Origin of the sequence: Dokdonella aquatica (assembly GCF_051987395.1) — a bacterium.
GTDB lineage: Bacteria > Pseudomonadota > Gammaproteobacteria > Xanthomonadales > Rhodanobacteraceae > Dokdonella.
Genome location: NZ_CP197094.1, coordinates 2,360,524 through 2,377,163 on the forward strand (window position 1 = coordinate 2,360,524; position 16,640 = coordinate 2,377,163).

Genomic DNA, 16,640 nt, shown 5'->3' on the forward strand with positions numbered 1-16,640 from the left:
CGCAGCTCGCGCGCCGTTCCCCGTTTCGAGGACTCGATGATGCCTTTCCCGCTGCTTCCCGCGCGTGCGCTCGCCGGCGTGATCGCCATGACGTGCTGTGCCGTGTCGTCCGTTTCGTTCGCCGAGGACAAGCTTCCGCCGGAAACGGTCGTGGCCTCGCGCGGAGACGCGACGGTCACGCTGGCCGATATCGACGCTTCGATGCTGCGCATTCCGCCGCATCAGCGCGCCGACACGATGAACAGCCCGAAGCGCATCGAGGACCTGATCACGCAGATCCTGCTGACCCGCCAGCTTGCCAACGCCGGCATTGCCAAGGGGCTCGACAAGGATCCCGTCGTCAAGCATGCGATGGACATGTCGGCCGAGAACGTGATCGGCGCGCAGACGATCATGGACTTCCGCGAGAAGCTCGATGTGGGCGACGTCGAGAAGCTCGCGCGCGAACGTTACGCGGCGGATCCGTCGGCGTTCGACACGCCTGTTCACGTGACGGTGACCCACATCCTCATCGACACGAAGGCGCGCCCCGACGACGAGGCCAAGGCCCTCGCCACGAGGATCCACGAGCGCGCTGCGACCGAGGACTTCGAGGCGCTCGTCATGGAGTTCTCGGATGATCCGTCCAAGGCTGCCAACAAGGGCAGGATCATCGACGCGAACTCGAACCGCATGGACCGCTACTTCGCCCAGGCCGCCGACCTGCTGCGCAAGCCCGGCGAACTCGCCCCGGTCACGAAGTCGCAGTTCGGCTACCACGTCATCAAGCTGGAAAGCCGTGAGGAGGCTCGCCGTAGGACCTATGACGAGGTCCGCCTCACGCTGGTCGACAACCTGCGCACGGGCCTGAGCGAGCAGAAGGTCAAGGAATACGTCGACCAGCTGCGCAGCGAGACGCTCGATGCGAATCCGGACGCCGTGGCTTCGCTGCGCACGCGCTACATGCCGGCGCCGTTGCTGCCGGACCCCGCCGCTGCCGCGAAGGCGGACGCAAAAGCCGCGAAGAAGGCGCCCGCGAAGGCCAACTGAGGCCTCGCGGTGCGCGCATCGTCGTGAGGCACCGGACGGCGTTACACTAGCCGGCTGACGATGCAACCAGGACGGGCATGAAGGCCGCAAGGCTTGCTGCGCACTTCATCAGGCGCGAACTGCGCGAGCGCTACCGGGGCAGCTTCACGGGCTTCGGATGGGCGCTCGTGCAGCCATTGCTGCAGCTCGCGATCTACGCGTTCGTGTTCGTGCAGATCTTCAAGGCGCGCGTTCCCGGCGCGGATGCGCCCAGCTACGTGCCGTTCCTCGTCGTGGCGATGTGGCCGTGGATCGCGTTCTCCGAGGCGATCCTGCGTTCGACGACGGCCATCCAGGACAACGCCGCGCTGATCGGCAAGGTCGCGCTGCCGCGCGAGCTGCTCGTGCTCGCACCGAGCAGTGCGAGCTTCCTGCTGCACCTCGGTGGCTACATCGCGATCCTCGTAGTGCTCGCGGTCGCGGGGCAGGGCGTGAACCTCGCCATGCTGCCACTCGCGCTTCTCGCCTACGTGCCGCTGTTCGCGCTCGCCTTCGGCATCGCGTTGCTCTGCGCGGGCATCCAGGTATTCGTGCGCGACCTCGTGCAGGCACTCGCGCAGGTGCTCACGCTGCTGATGTTCGCCTCGCCGATCTTCTACGACCGCGCGACGTTGCCCGAGGCGTACCGCCACTGGCTCGACTTCAATCCGTTCACGGTCTACATCGAGACCTTGCGTGCATTGCTGCTCGGCCACGGCGACATCGATCCCGCGCGCATCCTGATCGGGTTGCTCGTCGCCGCGATCGTGCTCGCGACCGGCCTGTTCGTGTTCCGCCGGCTCGATCCGCACTTCGAGGACTTCCTGTGAGCGATGTGCTCGTCCGCGCGCGTGGCCTGGGCAAGGCCTACCCGAAGGCCTTCCGGCATGCCGACCGCCTGCGTGCGCTCGGCCGCCTGCTGGTTGGTCGGCGTGACGTCGACGTCCAGCACGTGGTCCGCGGCGTGGATCTGGAGATCGTGCGCGGCCAGTCCGTCGGCATCATCGGCGAGAACGGCGCGGGCAAGTCGACGCTGCTCAAGCTCATCACCGGGGTGCTGACGCCGACCACGGGATCCGTCGCGGTCGACGGCACGGTCGGCGCGCTGCTCGAGCTCGGCGCGGGGTTCCATCCCGAGTACAGCGGGCGCGACAACATCGCGATGGCCGGTGCGCTGCACGGTCTGGATGCCGACGCGATGCGCGAACGCATGCCGGGCATCGTCGCGTTCGCGGACATCGGCAGCTACATCGACGAACCGGTCAAGCACTACTCGTCGGGCATGGTCGTGCGCCTCGGCTTCGCGGTCATCGCGTCGATGCGCCCGGACCTGCTCATCACCGACGAGGTGCTCGCGGTCGGCGACGAGTCGTTCCAGAAGAAGTGCGTGCGCTGGATGGAGACATACCTCGAAGGCGGCGGCACGCTGCTGCTCGTGTCGCACAGCATGTACCACGTGCAGAAACTCTGCCGTCGCGCGCTGTGGCTCAAGCACGGCGAGGTGGCGGCCCACGGCGACGTCTACGACGTCACCCAGGCCTATCTCGCCTGGCACGAGCGCAAGTCGGGCGACGCCCCGGTCGCGCGTGTGGCCGCAGCAGGGCAGGAGTTCTCGATCGCCTCGATGGCGGTCGACGGCGATGACGGCCAGACTCCGGTCGTCGTGTCGACCGGCGCACGCGTGGACGTGCGCATGCGCCTGCGTTCACGCGACGGCCGGGTGCCGATCGCGATGCTCGGTCTCGCCCGCGCCGACGGCACCGCCGTCTACGGCGTGAGCACCGACATGGACGGCGTCGTGCCGTGTCGCGATGGCGACGGTTTCGTCGCCTGCATCACGCTCGACGACCTCGCCTTGCTGCCGGGCAGCTACACGTTGCGCGCGCACGTGATGGACACCGAGGGCCTGCGACTGTTCGACACCGAGGAGCGCACGCTGACGGTGCGTGGCGAATCGCGCGAGTTCGGCCTCGTGCGCCTGGCGCACCGCTGGCATTCCGTGGAGGACGCATGACCGATCCATCCCCCGCGCTGGCCTTCACCGGCGAGCGCTTCACGCCCGAGTGCGTGCGCGAGATCTGGCACGAGCACTGGCACCGCTACGCGTTCGCGCTGCCGTTCGCGCGCGGACGCCGCGTGCTCGATGCCGCCTGCGGCGAGGGCTACGGCTCGAACCTGCTCGCGACGGTCGCCGCCGACGTGACCGGCGTCGACATCGCCGACGAGGCCGTTGCCCATGCTCGCACGCGCTACGGTGCACGCACGAACCTGCGCTACGTGCAAGGTGACGCGTCCGCGCTCGGCTTCGACGATGCCGGCTTCGACCTCGTCGTCTCGTTCGAGACGCTCGAGCACCTCCACGAGCAGGAGGCGCTGGTGGCAGGCTTCGCGCGCGTGCTCGCGCCGGGCGGGCTGCTGCTGATCTCCTCGCCGGACCGCGCGACGTACAGCGACGTCGCCGGCTTCCGCAACGAGTACCACGTGCGCGAGCTGTACCGCGACGAATTCACGGCACTGCTGGGGCGTCATTTCCCGTACGTGCGCCTCTACGCGCAGAAGCTGCTGTTCCAGTCCGTCATGTGGTCGCTCGACGCGCCTGCGGGCCGTGGCGTGGCGGCCACGGCGTCGCAGGACGGCGCCGAGGTGACCGAGGGGCTGGGTCACGCTCCCCTCTACTACGTGGCGGTGTGCTCGCGCGATCCGCTGCCCGAGGACCTGCCCGGCATGTCGCTTTTCGGCGACCGCGAGGAATCCGTCTACGCGCATTACAATGGCGAGGTACGGCGCAACATGCAGGCCGGCGCCCGCATCCTCGAGCTCGAGGCCGAGGTCGAACGCTTGCGCAACGCGTCCCCCGCCCCCACGCCAGCGCCGTGGTGGCGGCGCCTGCTCGGCGCCTGATGACGACACGATCGAGTCCATGAACAGTACGCCCGATTTCCAGATCAACTACGGCAACCTTCAGTTCGCCGCGCCGGCCGCGCGTCCCACCCAGGATGCGCCCCTCTACGCGGCCGTCGATGCCGTGGTCGCGCCGCTGTCGAGCGAGGAGTTCGCGTTCATCGCGAAGGACTCCGGCGAGCGCCACGTGCTCTCGCACCACGTGTTGCAGTCGATGGACCAGTGCCGCGAGTTCCGCACCCTCGACGAGCACGTCGCGCGCGTCGTATCCGTCGTGCCGGGCCTCAACCAGCCCGACCGCATCCGCAAGGGCCTCGAAGGCCTCGCGCGCAGCGGCCTGCTGATCTCCGACAGCCAGTTCCTCGAAGGCCTTGCGCGTGCGCCGGATGCCGAGCCTCGCGCACTGCATGCGATCTACCTCCGCGCCTGCGACCGCCCGCAGCAGCTCGGCGCGCTGCTTGCCTCGCTCGCCGAGTACGAGCGTCGCTTCCGCGTCGCGCGCCATGTGGTCCTGCTCGACGATTCGCTCGATGCGGCCAACCGCGACCGCAACCGCGACCTGCTGCGCGAGTTCGCGCGCGCCGTCGGCAATCCGGTCAGCTACGTCGGTCCCGCCGAGCGCACGCGCATCCGCGAGCGCCTCGCCAAGGCGGTTCCGGAAGCGAAGTCGACGCTCGAGTGGCTCATCGACCGCGGCCCGCGCACCCGTCGCGGTGGTGGTGGCCGGTCGTGGAACCTCGCGCTGCTGCTCTCCGCGGGACGCCAGTTCGCCTTGCTCGACGAGGATTTCCGCTTCCCGCTGCGTCGCCACGGCGATGCGCAGGACGGCATCGATCCGAACGCCACGCTCGCGGCCTCGGCACGCTTCTTCCGGCGCATGGACGACGCGCTCGCGGCGGGCGAGGAAGACGCGAGCGATCCGTTCGAGCTGCACCTGGAAGCCTGTGGCGAACGCTTCGGCGCGGTCTCCGCACGCCCCGAGTACGGCATCGATCGCGCCAGCCTGCATGGCCTCAACCTCGGCCGACTCGAGCATCTGCGCGGTGATGCGCGCGTGCTCTACACGCTCAACGGCACCTGCGGCAGCTCGGGCACCGAGAGCGCGCTGTGGCTCTACCAGCTCGACGCCGACAGCCGTGCCGAGTTCTGGGCCGACCGCGACGCCTACCTGCGCAACATCGAGGCGCAGAGCCTCTGGTTCGGATGGATGCGCGCCAAGCCCGCGAGCGTCGCGACGTTCACGCCGTTCGCGTTCGACAACCGCGAACTGCTGCCGTGCACGAACCCCGACGGTCGCGGCGAGGATGGTCTCGCCAGCGTGGCCACGCAGTTCTGCCGCCCCGGTTCGCTCGCGCTGCACCTGCCGACCGCGATCGGGCATGTGCAGGAGGCTGCGCGCCGCCGCTCGGACGTCACGATGGCTGCACACACGCCGCGCTTCAACCACTTCCTGCGCGACTACGTTTCGAACCAGACCGGTACCGCCAAGGCCGGTGATCCCGCGCGTCGCCTGGAGCTGCTCGCCGGCATCGTCGGTGACCTCGCCGCCGCCGACGACGCGACGATGATCTCGACGCTCGACGAGTACCTGAGCTTCGTGCGTGCCGACGTCGTCGAACGCCTGCAGCACCAGTTCGAACTGCTCGGTGACGCGCCCGTCTATTGGCAAGCCGACGTGCGCACGATCGTGCAGGCCAACGGCAACGCGTTGCTCAAGCGTTCGCCGCCGCGCCTGGGCGACTGGGCCGAGGACATCGACACGGCCGGCTGCGCGCGCGCAGCGGCCGACGAACTCGGCGACATGGCCGCCGCGTGGCGCCATTGGCCGGCGTTGTGGGCAGCCGCGCGTGAACAGGGCGATCGCCTGACCTCGGGACTCTGAGGCTCCGCATGGCCTCGCCGCATGCGCAAGGCCTGACCAGCGTCGTCATCGTGACCGCCGACAGCGGGCCGCTCGCGTCGGCCTGCGTGGCGCGCGTTCTCGACTCGACGGTGCCCGTCGAGGTGCTCGTCGTCGACAACGCGTCACGCGATGGCGAGCCTGCCCGCATCGCGGCCGCGCACGCGGGCGACGCGCGCGTGCGCGTCGTCGAGAACGGCGCGAACCTCGGTTTCGGCACGGCCTGCAACCGCGGAGCTGCACTCGCACGCGGCGATGCGCTCGTGTTCCTCAATCCGGATGGCCTCGTCGAGCCCGACAGCCTCGCAGGTTTCCGGGCGGCGGCAGCGCACGATCCCGGCATCGGCCTTGCCGGCGCACACGTGCGCGATGCGGCAGGGCGTCCCGAACGTGCGATCCGGCGCCGCGATCCGACCCTGCGGCGCGCGCTCGCGACGCTGTTCGATCGTGAGGGTGACGACGGTGTCGAGATGCCGCCGTTCGCGGGCGGCGATGCACCGGAGCCGGTCGATGCGGTCTCCGGTGCCTGTCTGTTCGTTACGCGTGAAGCCTGGGAGCGCGTCGGCGGTTTCGACGAGGGCTACTTCCTGCACTGCGAGGATCTCGACCTCTGCCGCCGCGTGCGCGACGCAGGGCGCGCCGTCGTGTTCGTGCCCGGCGTGCGTGTGCGGCACGAGCAGGGCAGCTCGAGTCGCAGCCGCCCCGTGTTCGTCGCGCGCCACAAGCATCACGGCATGTGGCGCTGGTTCCGCCGCTTCGATCCGGCTGCACGCAACGTGGTCGTACGCGTCGTGGTCTGGTGCGGCCTGTGGGCGCATTTCGCGCTCGTCGCGCCGCGCCTGTTCCTGCGGGGGATTCGGGCGCGCCGCAGCCGCTGAGTCGCGGGGTCGACGCCTCACGCCGTCGAGGATTCCGTTCCGGAAGGCCGGTCTTTCCGCACAGGCGCATCGGCATGCACGGCCGTCTCCGGCGTATGGATGCGACGGTGCGCGCAATCACGCCATGCCATCCGTGCGTCGGATGGTCTCCGGCGCTTCCGCGAATCGACCGGCGTAAGGACACTGCGTCCGCGCATGGATGCGACGCCTGCGCTACTCACTCGCGGAAGATGAAGAACGCCGCCGCGATCATGAGCCCGAAGCCGACGAGATGGTTCCACTTGAGCGGCGCACCGAGCCATGTCACCGAGAACACCACGAACACCGCGAGCGTGATGATCTCCTGCATCGTCTTGAGCTGCGCGGCGTTGTACACCGTGTAGCCGATGCGGTTGGCCGGCACCTGCAGGCAGTACTCGAAGAACGCGATGCCCCAGCTCACCATGATCACGAGCAGCAGCGGCTTGTTCGTGTACTTGAGGTGCCCGTACCACGCGAACGTCATGAACACGTTCGAACCCACGAGCAGCAGGATCGGGGCGAGGTAGTTCCACATGCGAAGACGCTCCGGCGTCCCGGGGCGGGACGGCTGGCGCGCACGATAGCGCGTGGCGGCCCATGCGGGATGGCGGCGACGGTCCGGTCGGAGGGTGGATGTCGAGGTGGTCGACAGGCCCGGAACCAGGCGATCCCCCTTGCCGTCATTCCGGCGGCTTCCAACAGCCGAATGGAGGGGCAAGACGGAGTCCGATCAAGCGCAGTGGAGGGCCGCTCCATTCGCACCGGAGCCTCCCTTCATCGTCATTCCGGCGGAAGCCGGAGGCGCTTCACAACAGCGCGCAGCGCTGGTCATTCATTCAAGCGTTGCAGCGGGATGTATGCCTTGGCGCTGGATGTGAGGCTTGAGGGGATCCCGGCTTCCGCCAGGATGACGGAAACTCGAGAACATGGCGTCGTGCATCCATAGCGGCGAACGGCCCCCAGCCGACACGCCCTTACCGCCGTCATTCCGGCGGCTCTCAACAGCCGAATGGCTGGTCAAGCCGAATCCATTCAAGCATTGCAGTGGGGCGCAGACCTAGACGCTGAAGGTGACGCTTGAGGGGATGACCATGAAACTGGGCGTGTCGGGACCGTAGGGCGAAACTCGCGAAGCGGATTCCACCATCGGAGTGGCATCGCGCTCAACGGCAGGAGCGCCTGCGGCCGTCCGTCCTACGCGAAGGCGGTGAACCAGCCCCTCACGGATCATCCTTGTCGAGGAACCGCGACTCGTACAGCACCGAGTCGATCGAGGCTTCCTGTCCGGGAAGGAAAGAGAAGCCGAGGTCGTCCTCGCCGTCGCGCACGCAGGTCGCGTCGAGCGCGACGACGGTTTCCTGGTCGAACACGAACCAGATGCGGCAGGCGTCGTCGCCGGCATCGCGCCAGTGGCGCGGGCGGCCGAGCCGCGCGCCGCCTTGCGAAAGGTCGCGCACCTCGCTGAGCCAGCCGTCGCCGCCGCGCGTGATCAGCGCGGCGGAGAAGATCGGCAATCGCGGATGGCGGCGCTTTTCGCTGGTGCTCATCGCAGCCACCTTAGCCGTGCGCCGCGAGGCCGCGCAACCCGGGCGGCCCCGCGGCGTGACGCGGCTCTCAGGTGCCGCGACGCAGCACGAGCATCGGCGGCGTGCGGGCGATGCGGCGCGTACCGGCCAAGCCTGCAAGCATGACGACGATCGCCGACAGGATCGCGACGATCGCGAGCGGTCCGACCGGCGGCAGGTAATCCGGCAGGCGGAACACCGTACGTGCGAGCGCGATGCCGGTGCCGGCCGCGCCGAGCGCCGCGACCAGGCCCGCGAGCAGGCCCAGCGCCGCGAACTCGCCGAGCACCGCGGTCGTGAGCTGGCGGCGGTTCGCGCCGAGCGTGCGCAGCAGCGCGATCTCGAAACGACGCTCGTCGGCGGTCGCGGCGAGCGCGGCGAGCAGCACGAGCAGGCCCGCGGCGAGGCTGAAGCCGAGCACCCAGGTCGCCGCCGACGACACGCGCTCGATGATGTCGCGCACGCGGTCGAGGATCGACTGGATGTCGATCAGCGACAGGTTGGTCATCTCGCGCGACAACGCCGACAACGACGTGCCGGCCGGCACGTGGAAGCTCGCGATGAGGCTGTGCGGAAGCTCCTTCGCATGCTGCGGGTCCAGCATCATGAAGAAGTTGACGCGGAACGAATCCCAGTCGATCTCGCGCACGCTGGCCACGGTGGCCGTGATCTCGGCATCGCCGAAGCGCAGCGTCATCGTGTCGCCGAGCTTGAGCGCGAACATCTCGGCCCAGCTCTTGTCGACCGACAGCTGCGGCGTCGCGTTCTCGGCGCCGTGCCACTGGCCGAGGATCACGCGGTTCGATTCGGGCAGCGCCTCGCTCCACGATACGCGCACCTCGCCCTCGATCCAGTTGCCGGCGCGTTGCTCGTCGGCGTAGTCCGAGGCGCGCGGCGTCTGCCCGTTGATCGCGACGAGCTTGCCGGCCGCGAGCGGCAGCATGCTCACGCGCGTCGCGTGCAGGTCGGTGAGGCGCTTCTCGAAATCGTCGCGTTGCTCGGGCTGCACGTTGAGCACGAAATAGTTCGGCGTGTCGTCAGGCAGGTCGGCGCGCCAGCGGTCGAGCAGCGACGGGCCGATCACGGCGAGCAGGTCGAGCGCGGTCAGGCTCAGCGCGAGCGCGCCGACCTGCACGAGCGTCAGCGCACGGCGGCGCACGAGGTTGGCGAGGCCGAAGCGCAGCGCACCGCGCAGTGTCTTTCCACCCGCACGCAGTACACGCAACAGCAGCAGCGTCATGAGCAGCGTCGCGAGCGCGACACCGATCAGGCCGCCGCCGAGCACGCCGGCCAGGCGCGCCGAACCGCTTTCGACGAGGATCAGCACCGCGCCGACCACGAACGGCAGCAGGTACAGCACGTCGAAACGGCGCGTGCGGCCTTCCATTTCCTGGCGGAACACGCGCATCGGTTCGACGTCGCGCAGGCGCAGCAGCGGCGGCAGCGCGAAGCCGAACAGCACGGCGAGGCCGATCGCGAATGCCGAAGCCGCGGGGCCCCACGGCATCGACGGCGCCTCGCCCGGCAGCATGTCGCGTGCGAACGCGAACGCGGCTTCCTGCATGCCGAGGCCGAGTGCCATGCCGACGAGGCAGGCCGGTACCGCGAGCAGGGCAAGTTCGAGCACGAGCGCAAGCACGATCTCGCGACGGCTCGCGCCGAGGCAGCGCAGCAAGGCCACGTCCTCGGTCTTGCGGCGCGCGAAGCGCTGTGCGGCCAGTGCGACCGCGATGCCCGACAGCAGCGCCGCGAGCAGCGCGGCGAGGCGCAGGAAGCTCTCGCCGCGTTCGAACGAGGTGCGCAGGTTCTGCTGCGCATCCTCGACCGTGCTCACGCGTGCGGCCGGCGGAAGATTCGCGCGCGCCCATTCGGCATAGCGGTTCACCTGTGCCTCGCTGCCGGCGACGAGCACGCGATGGCTCGCGCGGCTGCCGATGCCGAGCAGGCCGCTGGCCTGCGCGTCGTCGAGGTTCATGAGCACGGTCGGCGCGAACTGGAACACCGCGCCGCCGGGTGCGCTGACGATCTCGCCCGCGATCGCGAGGTCGCGTCCGCCGATCTGCAGCGCCTCGCCGACCTTGCGGCCGAGCGCGACGAGCACGGCGCGATCCGCGAACACCTGGCCCGGTGGCGGCGCCTGCGCGGTGAACTCGCGGCCTTGCGCATCGAGCGCGGCGAAGCGGCCGCGCAGCGGGAACGACGCGTCGACCGCGCGCACCTCGCTGAACTGGCTCGCCTCGCCCGCGAACACGACGCTCGAGAACTCGACGATGCGGCTGCTGCGCAGGCCGATGTCGGCGGCCTGCGTCGTGAAGGTGTCGGGCAGGGCGCTGCGCCGCGCGCTGACGCCGAGGTCGCCGCCGAGCAGCTCCGAGGCCGAGGCGAGGATCGCGCGCTCGACGCGGTTGGCCAGCGTGCCGACCGCGGCCAGCGCGGCGACCGCGAGCACGAGCGCGGCGGCCAGCGTCGCGAGTTCGCCGTGGCGGAACTCGCGGCGCAGGCTGCGCGCCGCGAACACGAGCGGCTTCATGCGTCGCCCTCGACGACGCGGCCGTCGCGCAGGCGGATCGTGCGCGCGCAGCGGGCGGCGAGGGTGAGGTCGTGCGTGACCAGCACGAGCGTGGTCGAACGCTCGCGGTTGAGCGCGAACAGCAGGTCGGTGATCGCCGCGCCGGTGCGCTGGTCGAGGTTGCCGGTCGGCTCGTCGGCGAACAGCACCTCGGGCTCGTGCACGAACGCGCGCGCGAGCGCGACACGCTGCTGCTCGCCGCCCGAGAGCTGGTGCGGGTAGTGGTGCAGGCGCTTGTGCAGGCCGACGTCGGCGAGCACGGCCGCGGCGCGCTCGCGCGCATCGTCGCGGCCCTCGAGTTCGAGCGGCAGCATCACGTTCTCCTCGGCGTTGAGCGCCGGGAGCAGGTGGAAGGACTGGAACACGAAGCCGACCAGGCGGCGGCGCAGGCGCGCACGCGCTTCCTCGTCGAGCGTGTCCAGACGCTGGCCCGCCAGCGAGACGCTGCCGCCGCTCGGGCGGTCGAGGCCGGCGAGCAGGCCGAGCAGGGTGGTCTTGCCGGAGCCCGAGGCGCCGACGATCGCGACGCTCGCGCCGCGTTCGACCGTCAGGCCGACGTCCTCGAGGATGACGAGCCTGCCGTCGGGGCCGTCGACGGCTTTGCTAAGCTTGTCGGCCGAGAGGACGATCCTGGAATCGATGGTCATGCTGCGCGCGTTCCTTCTGGCTGTACTGGTGTTCACGGGGATGGCGATGGCGACGCCGCGCGCCGAGGCGGCGGGCGGCAAGGTGCTCGTGCTCGGCGACTCGCTGTCGGCCGCCTACGGCATCCGTGCCGAGGAAGGCTGGGTGAGCCTGCTGCGCAAGCGCCTGGCCGAACAGGATCCCGCACGCGAGGTCGTCAACGCGTCGATCAGCGGCGAGACCACGGCCGGCGGACTCGCGCGCCTGCCGAAGCTGCTCGCGGACCACGCGCCGGCGATCGTGCTCGTCGAGCTCGGTGCCAACGATGCGCTGCGCGGCCTGCCGGTGAGCGCGCCGCGCGAGAACCTCGTGAAGATCCTGACCCTCGTCCGCGACGCCGGCGCGCAGGCGCTGCTGCTCGGCATCGAGATTCCGGTCAACTACGGACCGCAGTACCGCGACGGCCTTCGGGTCATGTATCGCGACTTGGCGACCGAATTCAAGCTGCCGTTCGTCCCGTTCCTGCTCGAAGGCGTCGCCCTCGACGACAGCCTCATGCAGGCCGACGGCCTGCACCCTACCGCCGCGGCGCAGCCGAAAGTGCTCGACCACGTGTGGCCGACCCTCGAGCCGCTGCTGAAACGCTGAGCGCGCGCCTCCTCCCTGCGACATTCCGTCACCCGACCCGCGAGCCCGCGATGACCGCTTCCCGCACCCCGGCGATGCCGCCGATCCTGCTCGTCCACGGTGGCGCGGGCGTCATCCGCGCGACGCTCACGCCCGAGATCGAGGCTGCCGTCGAACACGATCTCGCCCGTGCGCTCGAGGCCGGCCACGCGGTGCTGCGCGACGGCGGCAGCGCGCTCGACGGTGTCGCCGCGGCTGTCGTCGTGCTCGAGGATTCGCCGCACTTCAACGCCGGCCATGGTGCCGTATTCACGCACGAGGGCATCAACGAACTCGATGCCTCGATCATGGACGGCAGCGCGCGCCACGCCGGTGCGGTCGCCGGCGTGCGCCGCATCCGCAATCCGATCCTGCTCGCACGCGCCGTCATGGAGCAGTCGCCGCACGTGATGCTGTTCGGCGAAGGTGCGGAGCGTTTCGCCGAGTCGATCGGCACGCCGTTCGTCGATCCGGCGTGGTTCCACACCGACACGCGCTGGCTGCAGCTGCAGGACGCGATCGCGAAGGAGAGCGCCGGCCGCCAGGCCGAACTCGGCCGCGCGATCCACTACGGCACGGTAGGCGCGGTCGCGCTCGACACGCAGGGCCGCCTCGCCGCCGCAACCTCGACCGGCGGCATGACCAACAAGCGCTGGGGCCGCGTCGGCGATTCGCCGATCATCGGCGCCGGCACCTGGGCCGACGACCGCGTCGCCGTCTCGGCCACCGGCTGGGGCGAATACTTCATCCGCGCCGGCGTTGCCCGCGACATCGCCGCGCGCATGGCCTACGGCGGCGCCACGCTCGCCGAAGCCGCGCACGCCGTCATCGACGACGTGATCCCGGCGCTCGGCGGCGACGGCGGCGTCATCGCGGTCGACCGCGCCGGCAACATCGCGCTGCCGTACAACACCGACGGCATGTACCGCGGATGGATCGACCGCAACGGCCGCGCGCATACGGCGATCCTCGCCGCGAAGGGCTAGACCTCCCGAGGTCGGCGCGGCCCAATCGCTTTCCCTTCTCCTTCCGGGAGAAGAGCCTGCCCCGTACCCCGATACGGGGTGGCCCGAAGGGCCGGATGAGGGTGCGGCGGGATGCGAGGCTGAACCCTTCGTCATGCATCCGACGCGACCGTCCTTCCGCACGTGCAGACGTGACGAGCCCGGGGTCAGGTTCATTTGCCTCGGGACACCGCGAAAGAATGCGATGTCGTTCGATGGCAAATGAACCTGACCCCAGCTTCTGGCTCTCGGTGTCGAATGCAATGATGCGGGGCGTCTCGGTCGGCGCGGCCCGATCGCTTTCCCTTCCCCCTCCGGGGGAAGGTGGCCCGAAGGGCCGGATGAGCGTGCGGCAGAGTGTGACGCCACCCCCTTCGTCACGCATCCGCGCGCGCATACGAGACGAGCCCGGGGTCAGGTTCATTTGCCTTGGGACGATGCACGTCTTCGGAGAATACGTTCGCCGGCAAATGAACCTGACCGCAGTCCTGGGGATGACCCGACGCACCGTCATCACGTCGCGTCGCGCGAGCATGTCGGGGAGCATTCTGCGTGGCTGCAACTGGGGCGCGCAGCCGTGCCGTGCACGCCCGATCACCGGGCTGCTCGATGTGCTCCTCGGCGCTGACGTCCGTTCGAAGTGGCAAGTCGACACGCGCGCGCGACGTGGCGCTATCGGCATCGACACTCTCGACTTCATGGTTCGGCATTCGATCGAGGCCATCGATCACGCAGGACACGCCTCGCCGGTCGGCACTCCATCCGTGGAGGACTTCACGACTCTGCACCGGCGCGGGCCGGTCTCGGGGAGTCGAGATGAAGGCTGTGCAGTTCTTCCCCGTGACGTCCGAGTCTGTAGGAAAACGTCGATTGCGGAGGTGATGGATGGGCGGGAAGATGGACTTGTCAGGATATTCCGCTGCACGTCGCTTTCCCTGGCGTGCGAATGACCGAAGTCATTGCGATCCTTTCGAGGAACATCGATGTCGAGTGCGGTGTGCTTTATCCGGCGATGCCCTTTCACGGCCCTGCTGCTCGGACTGGCGCCGGGATTTCTTTCCGGCTGGCTCGGAATGCACTATGACTCGGAAGGCTTCTGGTCGATCCTGCTCTACCTGTCCTTGATCCTTGTGTTTCCCGTGCGGATTGCTCACGAGGCTCTGTTCTCAAGCGACGTCACGCGTTCGCTCTATGTATCCCGATGGAGCCTTCTCATTCCAGGTTTTGCCATCGCGCTGGCCCTGGATGGTGTGGTTTCCCTGCTGCGGGCGACATGGGGCAAGCGGAAGCGCCCGTCATCGCGCCGCGATGCGGCTTGTTCGAGCAAGACGTCATTGAGAGCGTTGGCGATGTCATGCCTGCTTGTCGCGCACGCCACGCCAGTTCTGGCTTCGGGCTTCGATTACGCGGCATATCGGGAGGCGTCCCTCGCTGCGGTCGGTTCTCGCCTCGATGTTCCGGCCGGCACGACGTGGTGGCTTGATGCAGCCCACTACAGGTTTCATACCGTCGTCGACTTCACGGGACAAGTCCGTGTCGTTCGGGATGAACACCGATTCCTGGTCGAGCGCTGGGCGAAGGCCATGGGACACGGTGATGCCGTCGCCGCGATGTTCACGTCGAAGGAGATCGAGGTGCGGCAGGACGACAAGACGTACTGGGTTCCCGTCCAGAAGCAACTCATCGCAGCGTTTCGTGCAGAGGTTCCTGCGGGCAGCGAGGTCCGCCTCTACCTGATCCTCATCGGTGCCCACGACGGAGCTCCCGTTTTCGGCGTAAACGAGTTCGCCGTTGCGAGGCCATCACATGAGCCACGCGTTCGGAGGGAGGAATAGCGATCCGAACTCTACCCGCCTGCAGTGCAATCGATCCTCCGCAGCGTGGATAATGGCCTGATCCCAGAGGCGATTGGAGCTTTGATGGCCGTGCGTCGCGTGTTGCATGTCTTGCTTGCTTTCGTGCCGGCCGCTGTAGGCGCTTCCACGCAGCCACCGGAGGGTGAAACGCCTCAGGCATGCGTCGTCTTCAGCGATGCGTTCTACAAGTTCGCCCAGATTCGCGATGGCGGATACTCGAGAGATCAGACGCTCGAACTCGTTCGGAAGAGCCGTGACGTGACGTCAGTGCCGGTCGTGCAGGACCTGATGGTGCAGGCGGCGGAATTCGTCTACAGGCATCCCGCGACGAGTCCGGAACAGCTTCGCTCGAGGGTGCAGCAGGAGTGTTCGCTGGATCGGAACGGCAAGGTTGTCTTCAACGGGTTCTGATCGCCCCGTCATGCCCCGAGTGTCGCTGGACGAAGCGATTTCCATCGCGGCCACTTCTGCCCTGCCATGGATATCCCTCGCATGAGCCACTCCCACTCCTTTCTTTCCTGGCCGTTCGATCTGGCGATCAATACGGCCGTCTTCACGACGCGGCAGGCGATGGAAGGGCTGGAGCCCGTTCGCGAGGTCTATCACGATCGCGATGGGGACTGGCAGTTTCTCTGCGGCACCAGCATGGCGACCGAGGATCTCAAGGTGGTTTGCCTCGGTTGCGTGATCGAGGCCGATCCCACGATAGGCGAACTCTCGGAGATGCCGCCGGGGTGGTGTGCGACGCGGCATGGACCTGGCGGCGAGTGGATCCAGGAGCCGTACGCGGACGATGAAGACGAAGACTGACGCGAGGTCGTCGCTCACATCCTCCCCATCCACCCCAGCTCCCGCTCGTCCTCCGCCAGCAGATCCACCCCGCACACGAGCGACTCCACCCAGTCGATGAACCTGCGGATGTTGGCCGCGCCTGCGATCGGCGGGCCGTGCTGGGGGACGATCATGGCGAGGTCGAGCTGGCGGGCGCGGCGGGCCCACCAGCGGCAGGCGCGGTTGGAGGCCATGTAGCGGCGGTGGAAGCCGATCATGGTCTGCTGGTGCACGTCGAAGTCGTCGATCGGCTCGTACGGCACCTCGGCCATCGACGCACCGAGGTCGCCCGAGAACAGGATGCGGCTGATCGGATCGTAGAACTGGAAATTGCCGACGCTGTGCAGGAAATGGCCCGGCACGGCGCGCAGGTAGGAGCGGCCGATCGGGATGTCGCCGCCTTCGTCGGGCAGCAGCACGTAGCGGTCGGCGCCGGTGTCCTTCTGGTAGTGCGGCACGCTGTGCGGGATGAAGCGGCCCCACAGCTTGGAGCACACGATGCGCGCCTTCGTGTACATGAGCCAGCGGTCGACCGAGCCGATGATGTCGGGATCCTGGTGCGAGGCGATGATCCAGGTGAGGTCGCGCGGCTGCACGTACGGTGACATCGCGAGGCTCAGCGGCGTGTAGAGCAGCGCGCCGCCCGGATCGATCAGCGCGGATTCGGCGCCGTCGATGACGAGGAACTGGTTGGCGTGGACGCCGTCATCGCCGCGCACGAGGTCGTGGAAGGCGATGCAGGCGTGATCGCCCTTGCGGAACAGCTCGGTGGGCATGC

The 16,640-nt window shown here is 68.7% G+C and carries 17 protein-coding genes; 12 read left to right on the forward strand and 5 right to left on the reverse strand.

What is annotated here, in order from left to right; all coding sequences use genetic code 11:
• Positions 1-39 precede the first annotated feature (39 nt).
• The 6 genes from ACQQ2N_RS10350 (at position 40) to ACQQ2N_RS10375 (ending at position 6,726) form a co-directional block, all read left to right on the forward strand.
• The gene (locus ACQQ2N_RS10350) at positions 40-1,029 is read left to right on the forward strand and encodes a peptidylprolyl isomerase (protein WP_440225638.1); all 990 of its coding nucleotides are present in this window, start codon (positions 40-42) and stop codon (positions 1,027-1,029) included.
• A 77-nt stretch (positions 1,030-1,106) separates the two neighbouring features.
• A complete protein-coding gene (locus ACQQ2N_RS10355; protein WP_440225639.1) occupies positions 1,107-1,877 on the forward strand; it encodes an ABC transporter permease in 771 nt (256 codons plus the stop codon).
• Positions 1,874-3,061, forward strand: coding sequence for an ABC transporter ATP-binding protein (locus ACQQ2N_RS10360; RefSeq protein WP_440225640.1), 1,188 nt, complete (start codon positions 1,874-1,876; stop codon positions 3,059-3,061). The genes ACQQ2N_RS10355 and ACQQ2N_RS10360 overlap by 4 nt, the downstream gene beginning before the upstream one ends.
• The gene (locus ACQQ2N_RS10365) at positions 3,058-3,948 is read left to right on the forward strand and encodes a methyltransferase domain-containing protein (protein WP_440225641.1); all 891 of its coding nucleotides are present in this window, start codon (positions 3,058-3,060) and stop codon (positions 3,946-3,948) included. Before ACQQ2N_RS10360 ends, ACQQ2N_RS10365 begins: the two co-directional genes overlap by 4 nt.
• A gap of 19 nt (positions 3,949-3,967) precedes the next feature.
• Positions 3,968-5,830, forward strand: coding sequence for a hypothetical protein (locus ACQQ2N_RS10370; RefSeq protein ID WP_440225642.1), 1,863 nt, complete (start codon positions 3,968-3,970; stop codon positions 5,828-5,830).
• 8 nt (positions 5,831-5,838) lie between these two features.
• Positions 5,839-6,726: a glycosyltransferase family 2 protein gene (locus ACQQ2N_RS10375; RefSeq protein WP_440225643.1), complete on the forward strand. Its 888-nt coding sequence runs from the start codon at positions 5,839-5,841 to the stop codon at positions 6,724-6,726.
• Positions 6,727-6,943: 217 nt separating this feature from the next.
• Here the strand turns inward: ACQQ2N_RS10375 and ACQQ2N_RS10380 are convergent, their stop codons facing one another.
• The 4 genes from ACQQ2N_RS10380 to ACQQ2N_RS10395 form a co-directional block, all read right to left on the reverse strand.
• Positions 6,944-7,282, reverse strand: coding sequence for a DMT family protein (locus tag ACQQ2N_RS10380; protein WP_440225644.1), 339 nt, complete (start codon positions 7,280-7,282; stop codon positions 6,944-6,946).
• Between the two features lie 685 nt (positions 7,283-7,967).
• Entirely contained in the window at positions 7,968-8,294 is a 327-nt protein-coding gene (locus ACQQ2N_RS10385; protein WP_440225645.1) for a PilZ domain-containing protein, read from the reverse strand.
• A gap of 67 nt (positions 8,295-8,361) precedes the next feature.
• Complete coding sequence (locus ACQQ2N_RS10390; protein WP_440225646.1) at positions 8,362-10,842, reverse strand: ABC transporter permease; 2,481 nt, start codon at positions 10,840-10,842, stop codon at positions 8,362-8,364.
• Positions 10,839-11,528: an ABC transporter ATP-binding protein gene (locus ACQQ2N_RS10395; RefSeq protein WP_440225647.1), complete on the reverse strand. Its 690-nt coding sequence runs from the start codon at positions 11,526-11,528 to the stop codon at positions 10,839-10,841. Before ACQQ2N_RS10395 ends, ACQQ2N_RS10390 begins: the two co-directional genes overlap by 4 nt.
• Here ACQQ2N_RS10395 and ACQQ2N_RS10400 point away from each other — a divergent pair.
• The 6 genes from ACQQ2N_RS10400 (at position 11,527) to ACQQ2N_RS10425 (ending at position 15,841) form a co-directional block, all read left to right on the forward strand.
• Positions 11,527-12,153 carry an arylesterase gene (locus tag ACQQ2N_RS10400; RefSeq protein WP_440225648.1) on the forward strand — a complete coding sequence of 209 codons (627 nt, stop codon included), beginning with the start codon at positions 11,527-11,529 and terminating at the stop codon, positions 12,151-12,153. The genes ACQQ2N_RS10395 and ACQQ2N_RS10400 overlap by 2 nt on opposite strands.
• Before the next feature lie 50 nt (positions 12,154-12,203).
• The gene (locus tag ACQQ2N_RS10405; RefSeq protein ID WP_440225649.1) at positions 12,204-13,157 is read left to right on the forward strand and encodes an isoaspartyl peptidase/L-asparaginase family protein; all 954 of its coding nucleotides are present in this window, start codon (positions 12,204-12,206) and stop codon (positions 13,155-13,157) included.
• A 488-nt stretch (positions 13,158-13,645) separates the two neighbouring features.
• Positions 13,646-14,125 carry a hypothetical protein gene (locus tag ACQQ2N_RS10410; protein ID WP_440225650.1) on the forward strand — a complete coding sequence of 160 codons (480 nt, stop codon included), beginning with the start codon at positions 13,646-13,648 and terminating at the stop codon, positions 14,123-14,125.
• 33 nt (positions 14,126-14,158) lie between these two features.
• Positions 14,159-15,010, forward strand: a complete 852-nt coding sequence (locus ACQQ2N_RS10415) for a hypothetical protein (protein ID WP_440225651.1) — start codon at positions 14,159-14,161, stop codon at positions 15,008-15,010.
• Between the two features lie 45 nt (positions 15,011-15,055).
• Entirely contained in the window at positions 15,056-15,442 is a 387-nt protein-coding gene (locus ACQQ2N_RS10420; protein WP_440225652.1) for a hypothetical protein, read from the forward strand.
• 81 nt (positions 15,443-15,523) lie between these two features.
• Positions 15,524-15,841: a hypothetical protein gene (locus ACQQ2N_RS10425; RefSeq protein WP_440225653.1), complete on the forward strand. Its 318-nt coding sequence runs from the start codon at positions 15,524-15,526 to the stop codon at positions 15,839-15,841.
• A gap of 14 nt (positions 15,842-15,855) precedes the next feature.
• Here the strand turns inward: ACQQ2N_RS10425 and ACQQ2N_RS10430 are convergent, their stop codons facing one another.
• A complete protein-coding gene (locus ACQQ2N_RS10430; protein ID WP_440225654.1) occupies positions 15,856-16,638 on the reverse strand; it encodes an MBL fold metallo-hydrolase in 783 nt (260 codons plus the stop codon).
• Between the last annotated feature and the right edge of the window lie 2 nt (positions 16,639-16,640).

What these genes read in the sequence shown, in the direction of transcription:
- ACQQ2N_RS10350 (WP_440225638.1), top strand. Translation starts at nt 40, where the DNA reads ATGCCTTTCCCGCTGCTTCCCGCGCGTGCGCTCGCCGGCGTGATCGCC.
- ACQQ2N_RS10355 (WP_440225639.1), top strand. Translation starts at nt 1,107, where the DNA reads ATGAAGGCCGCAAGGCTTGCTGCGCACTTCATCAGGCGCGAACTGCGC.
- ACQQ2N_RS10365 (WP_440225641.1), top strand. Translation starts at nt 3,058, where the DNA reads ATGACCGATCCATCCCCCGCGCTGGCCTTCACCGGCGAGCGCTTCACG.
- ACQQ2N_RS10370 (WP_440225642.1), top strand. Translation starts at nt 3,968, where the DNA reads ATGAACAGTACGCCCGATTTCCAGATCAACTACGGCAACCTTCAGTTC.
- ACQQ2N_RS10375 (WP_440225643.1), top strand. Translation starts at nt 5,839, where the DNA reads ATGGCCTCGCCGCATGCGCAAGGCCTGACCAGCGTCGTCATCGTGACC.
- ACQQ2N_RS10380 (WP_440225644.1), bottom strand. Translation starts at nt 7,282, where the DNA reads ATGTGGAACTACCTCGCCCCGATCCTGCTGCTCGTGGGTTCGAACGTG.
- ACQQ2N_RS10385 (WP_440225645.1), bottom strand. Translation starts at nt 8,294, where the DNA reads ATGAGCACCAGCGAAAAGCGCCGCCATCCGCGATTGCCGATCTTCTCC.
- ACQQ2N_RS10390 (WP_440225646.1), bottom strand. Translation starts at nt 10,842, where the DNA reads ATGAAGCCGCTCGTGTTCGCGGCGCGCAGCCTGCGCCGCGAGTTCCGC.
- ACQQ2N_RS10400 (WP_440225648.1), top strand. Translation starts at nt 11,527, where the DNA reads ATGCTGCGCGCGTTCCTTCTGGCTGTACTGGTGTTCACGGGGATGGCG.
- ACQQ2N_RS10395 (WP_440225647.1), bottom strand. Translation starts at nt 11,528, where the DNA reads ATGACCATCGATTCCAGGATCGTCCTCTCGGCCGACAAGCTTAGCAAA.
- ACQQ2N_RS10405 (WP_440225649.1), top strand. Translation starts at nt 12,204, where the DNA reads ATGACCGCTTCCCGCACCCCGGCGATGCCGCCGATCCTGCTCGTCCAC.
- ACQQ2N_RS10410 (WP_440225650.1), top strand. Translation starts at nt 13,646, where the DNA reads ATGAACCTGACCGCAGTCCTGGGGATGACCCGACGCACCGTCATCACG.
- ACQQ2N_RS10415 (WP_440225651.1), top strand. Translation starts at nt 14,159, where the DNA reads ATGTCGAGTGCGGTGTGCTTTATCCGGCGATGCCCTTTCACGGCCCTG.
- ACQQ2N_RS10425 (WP_440225653.1), top strand. Translation starts at nt 15,524, where the DNA reads ATGAGCCACTCCCACTCCTTTCTTTCCTGGCCGTTCGATCTGGCGATC.
- ACQQ2N_RS10430 (WP_440225654.1), bottom strand. Translation starts at nt 16,638, where the DNA reads ATGCCCACCGAGCTGTTCCGCAAGGGCGATCACGCCTGCATCGCCTTC.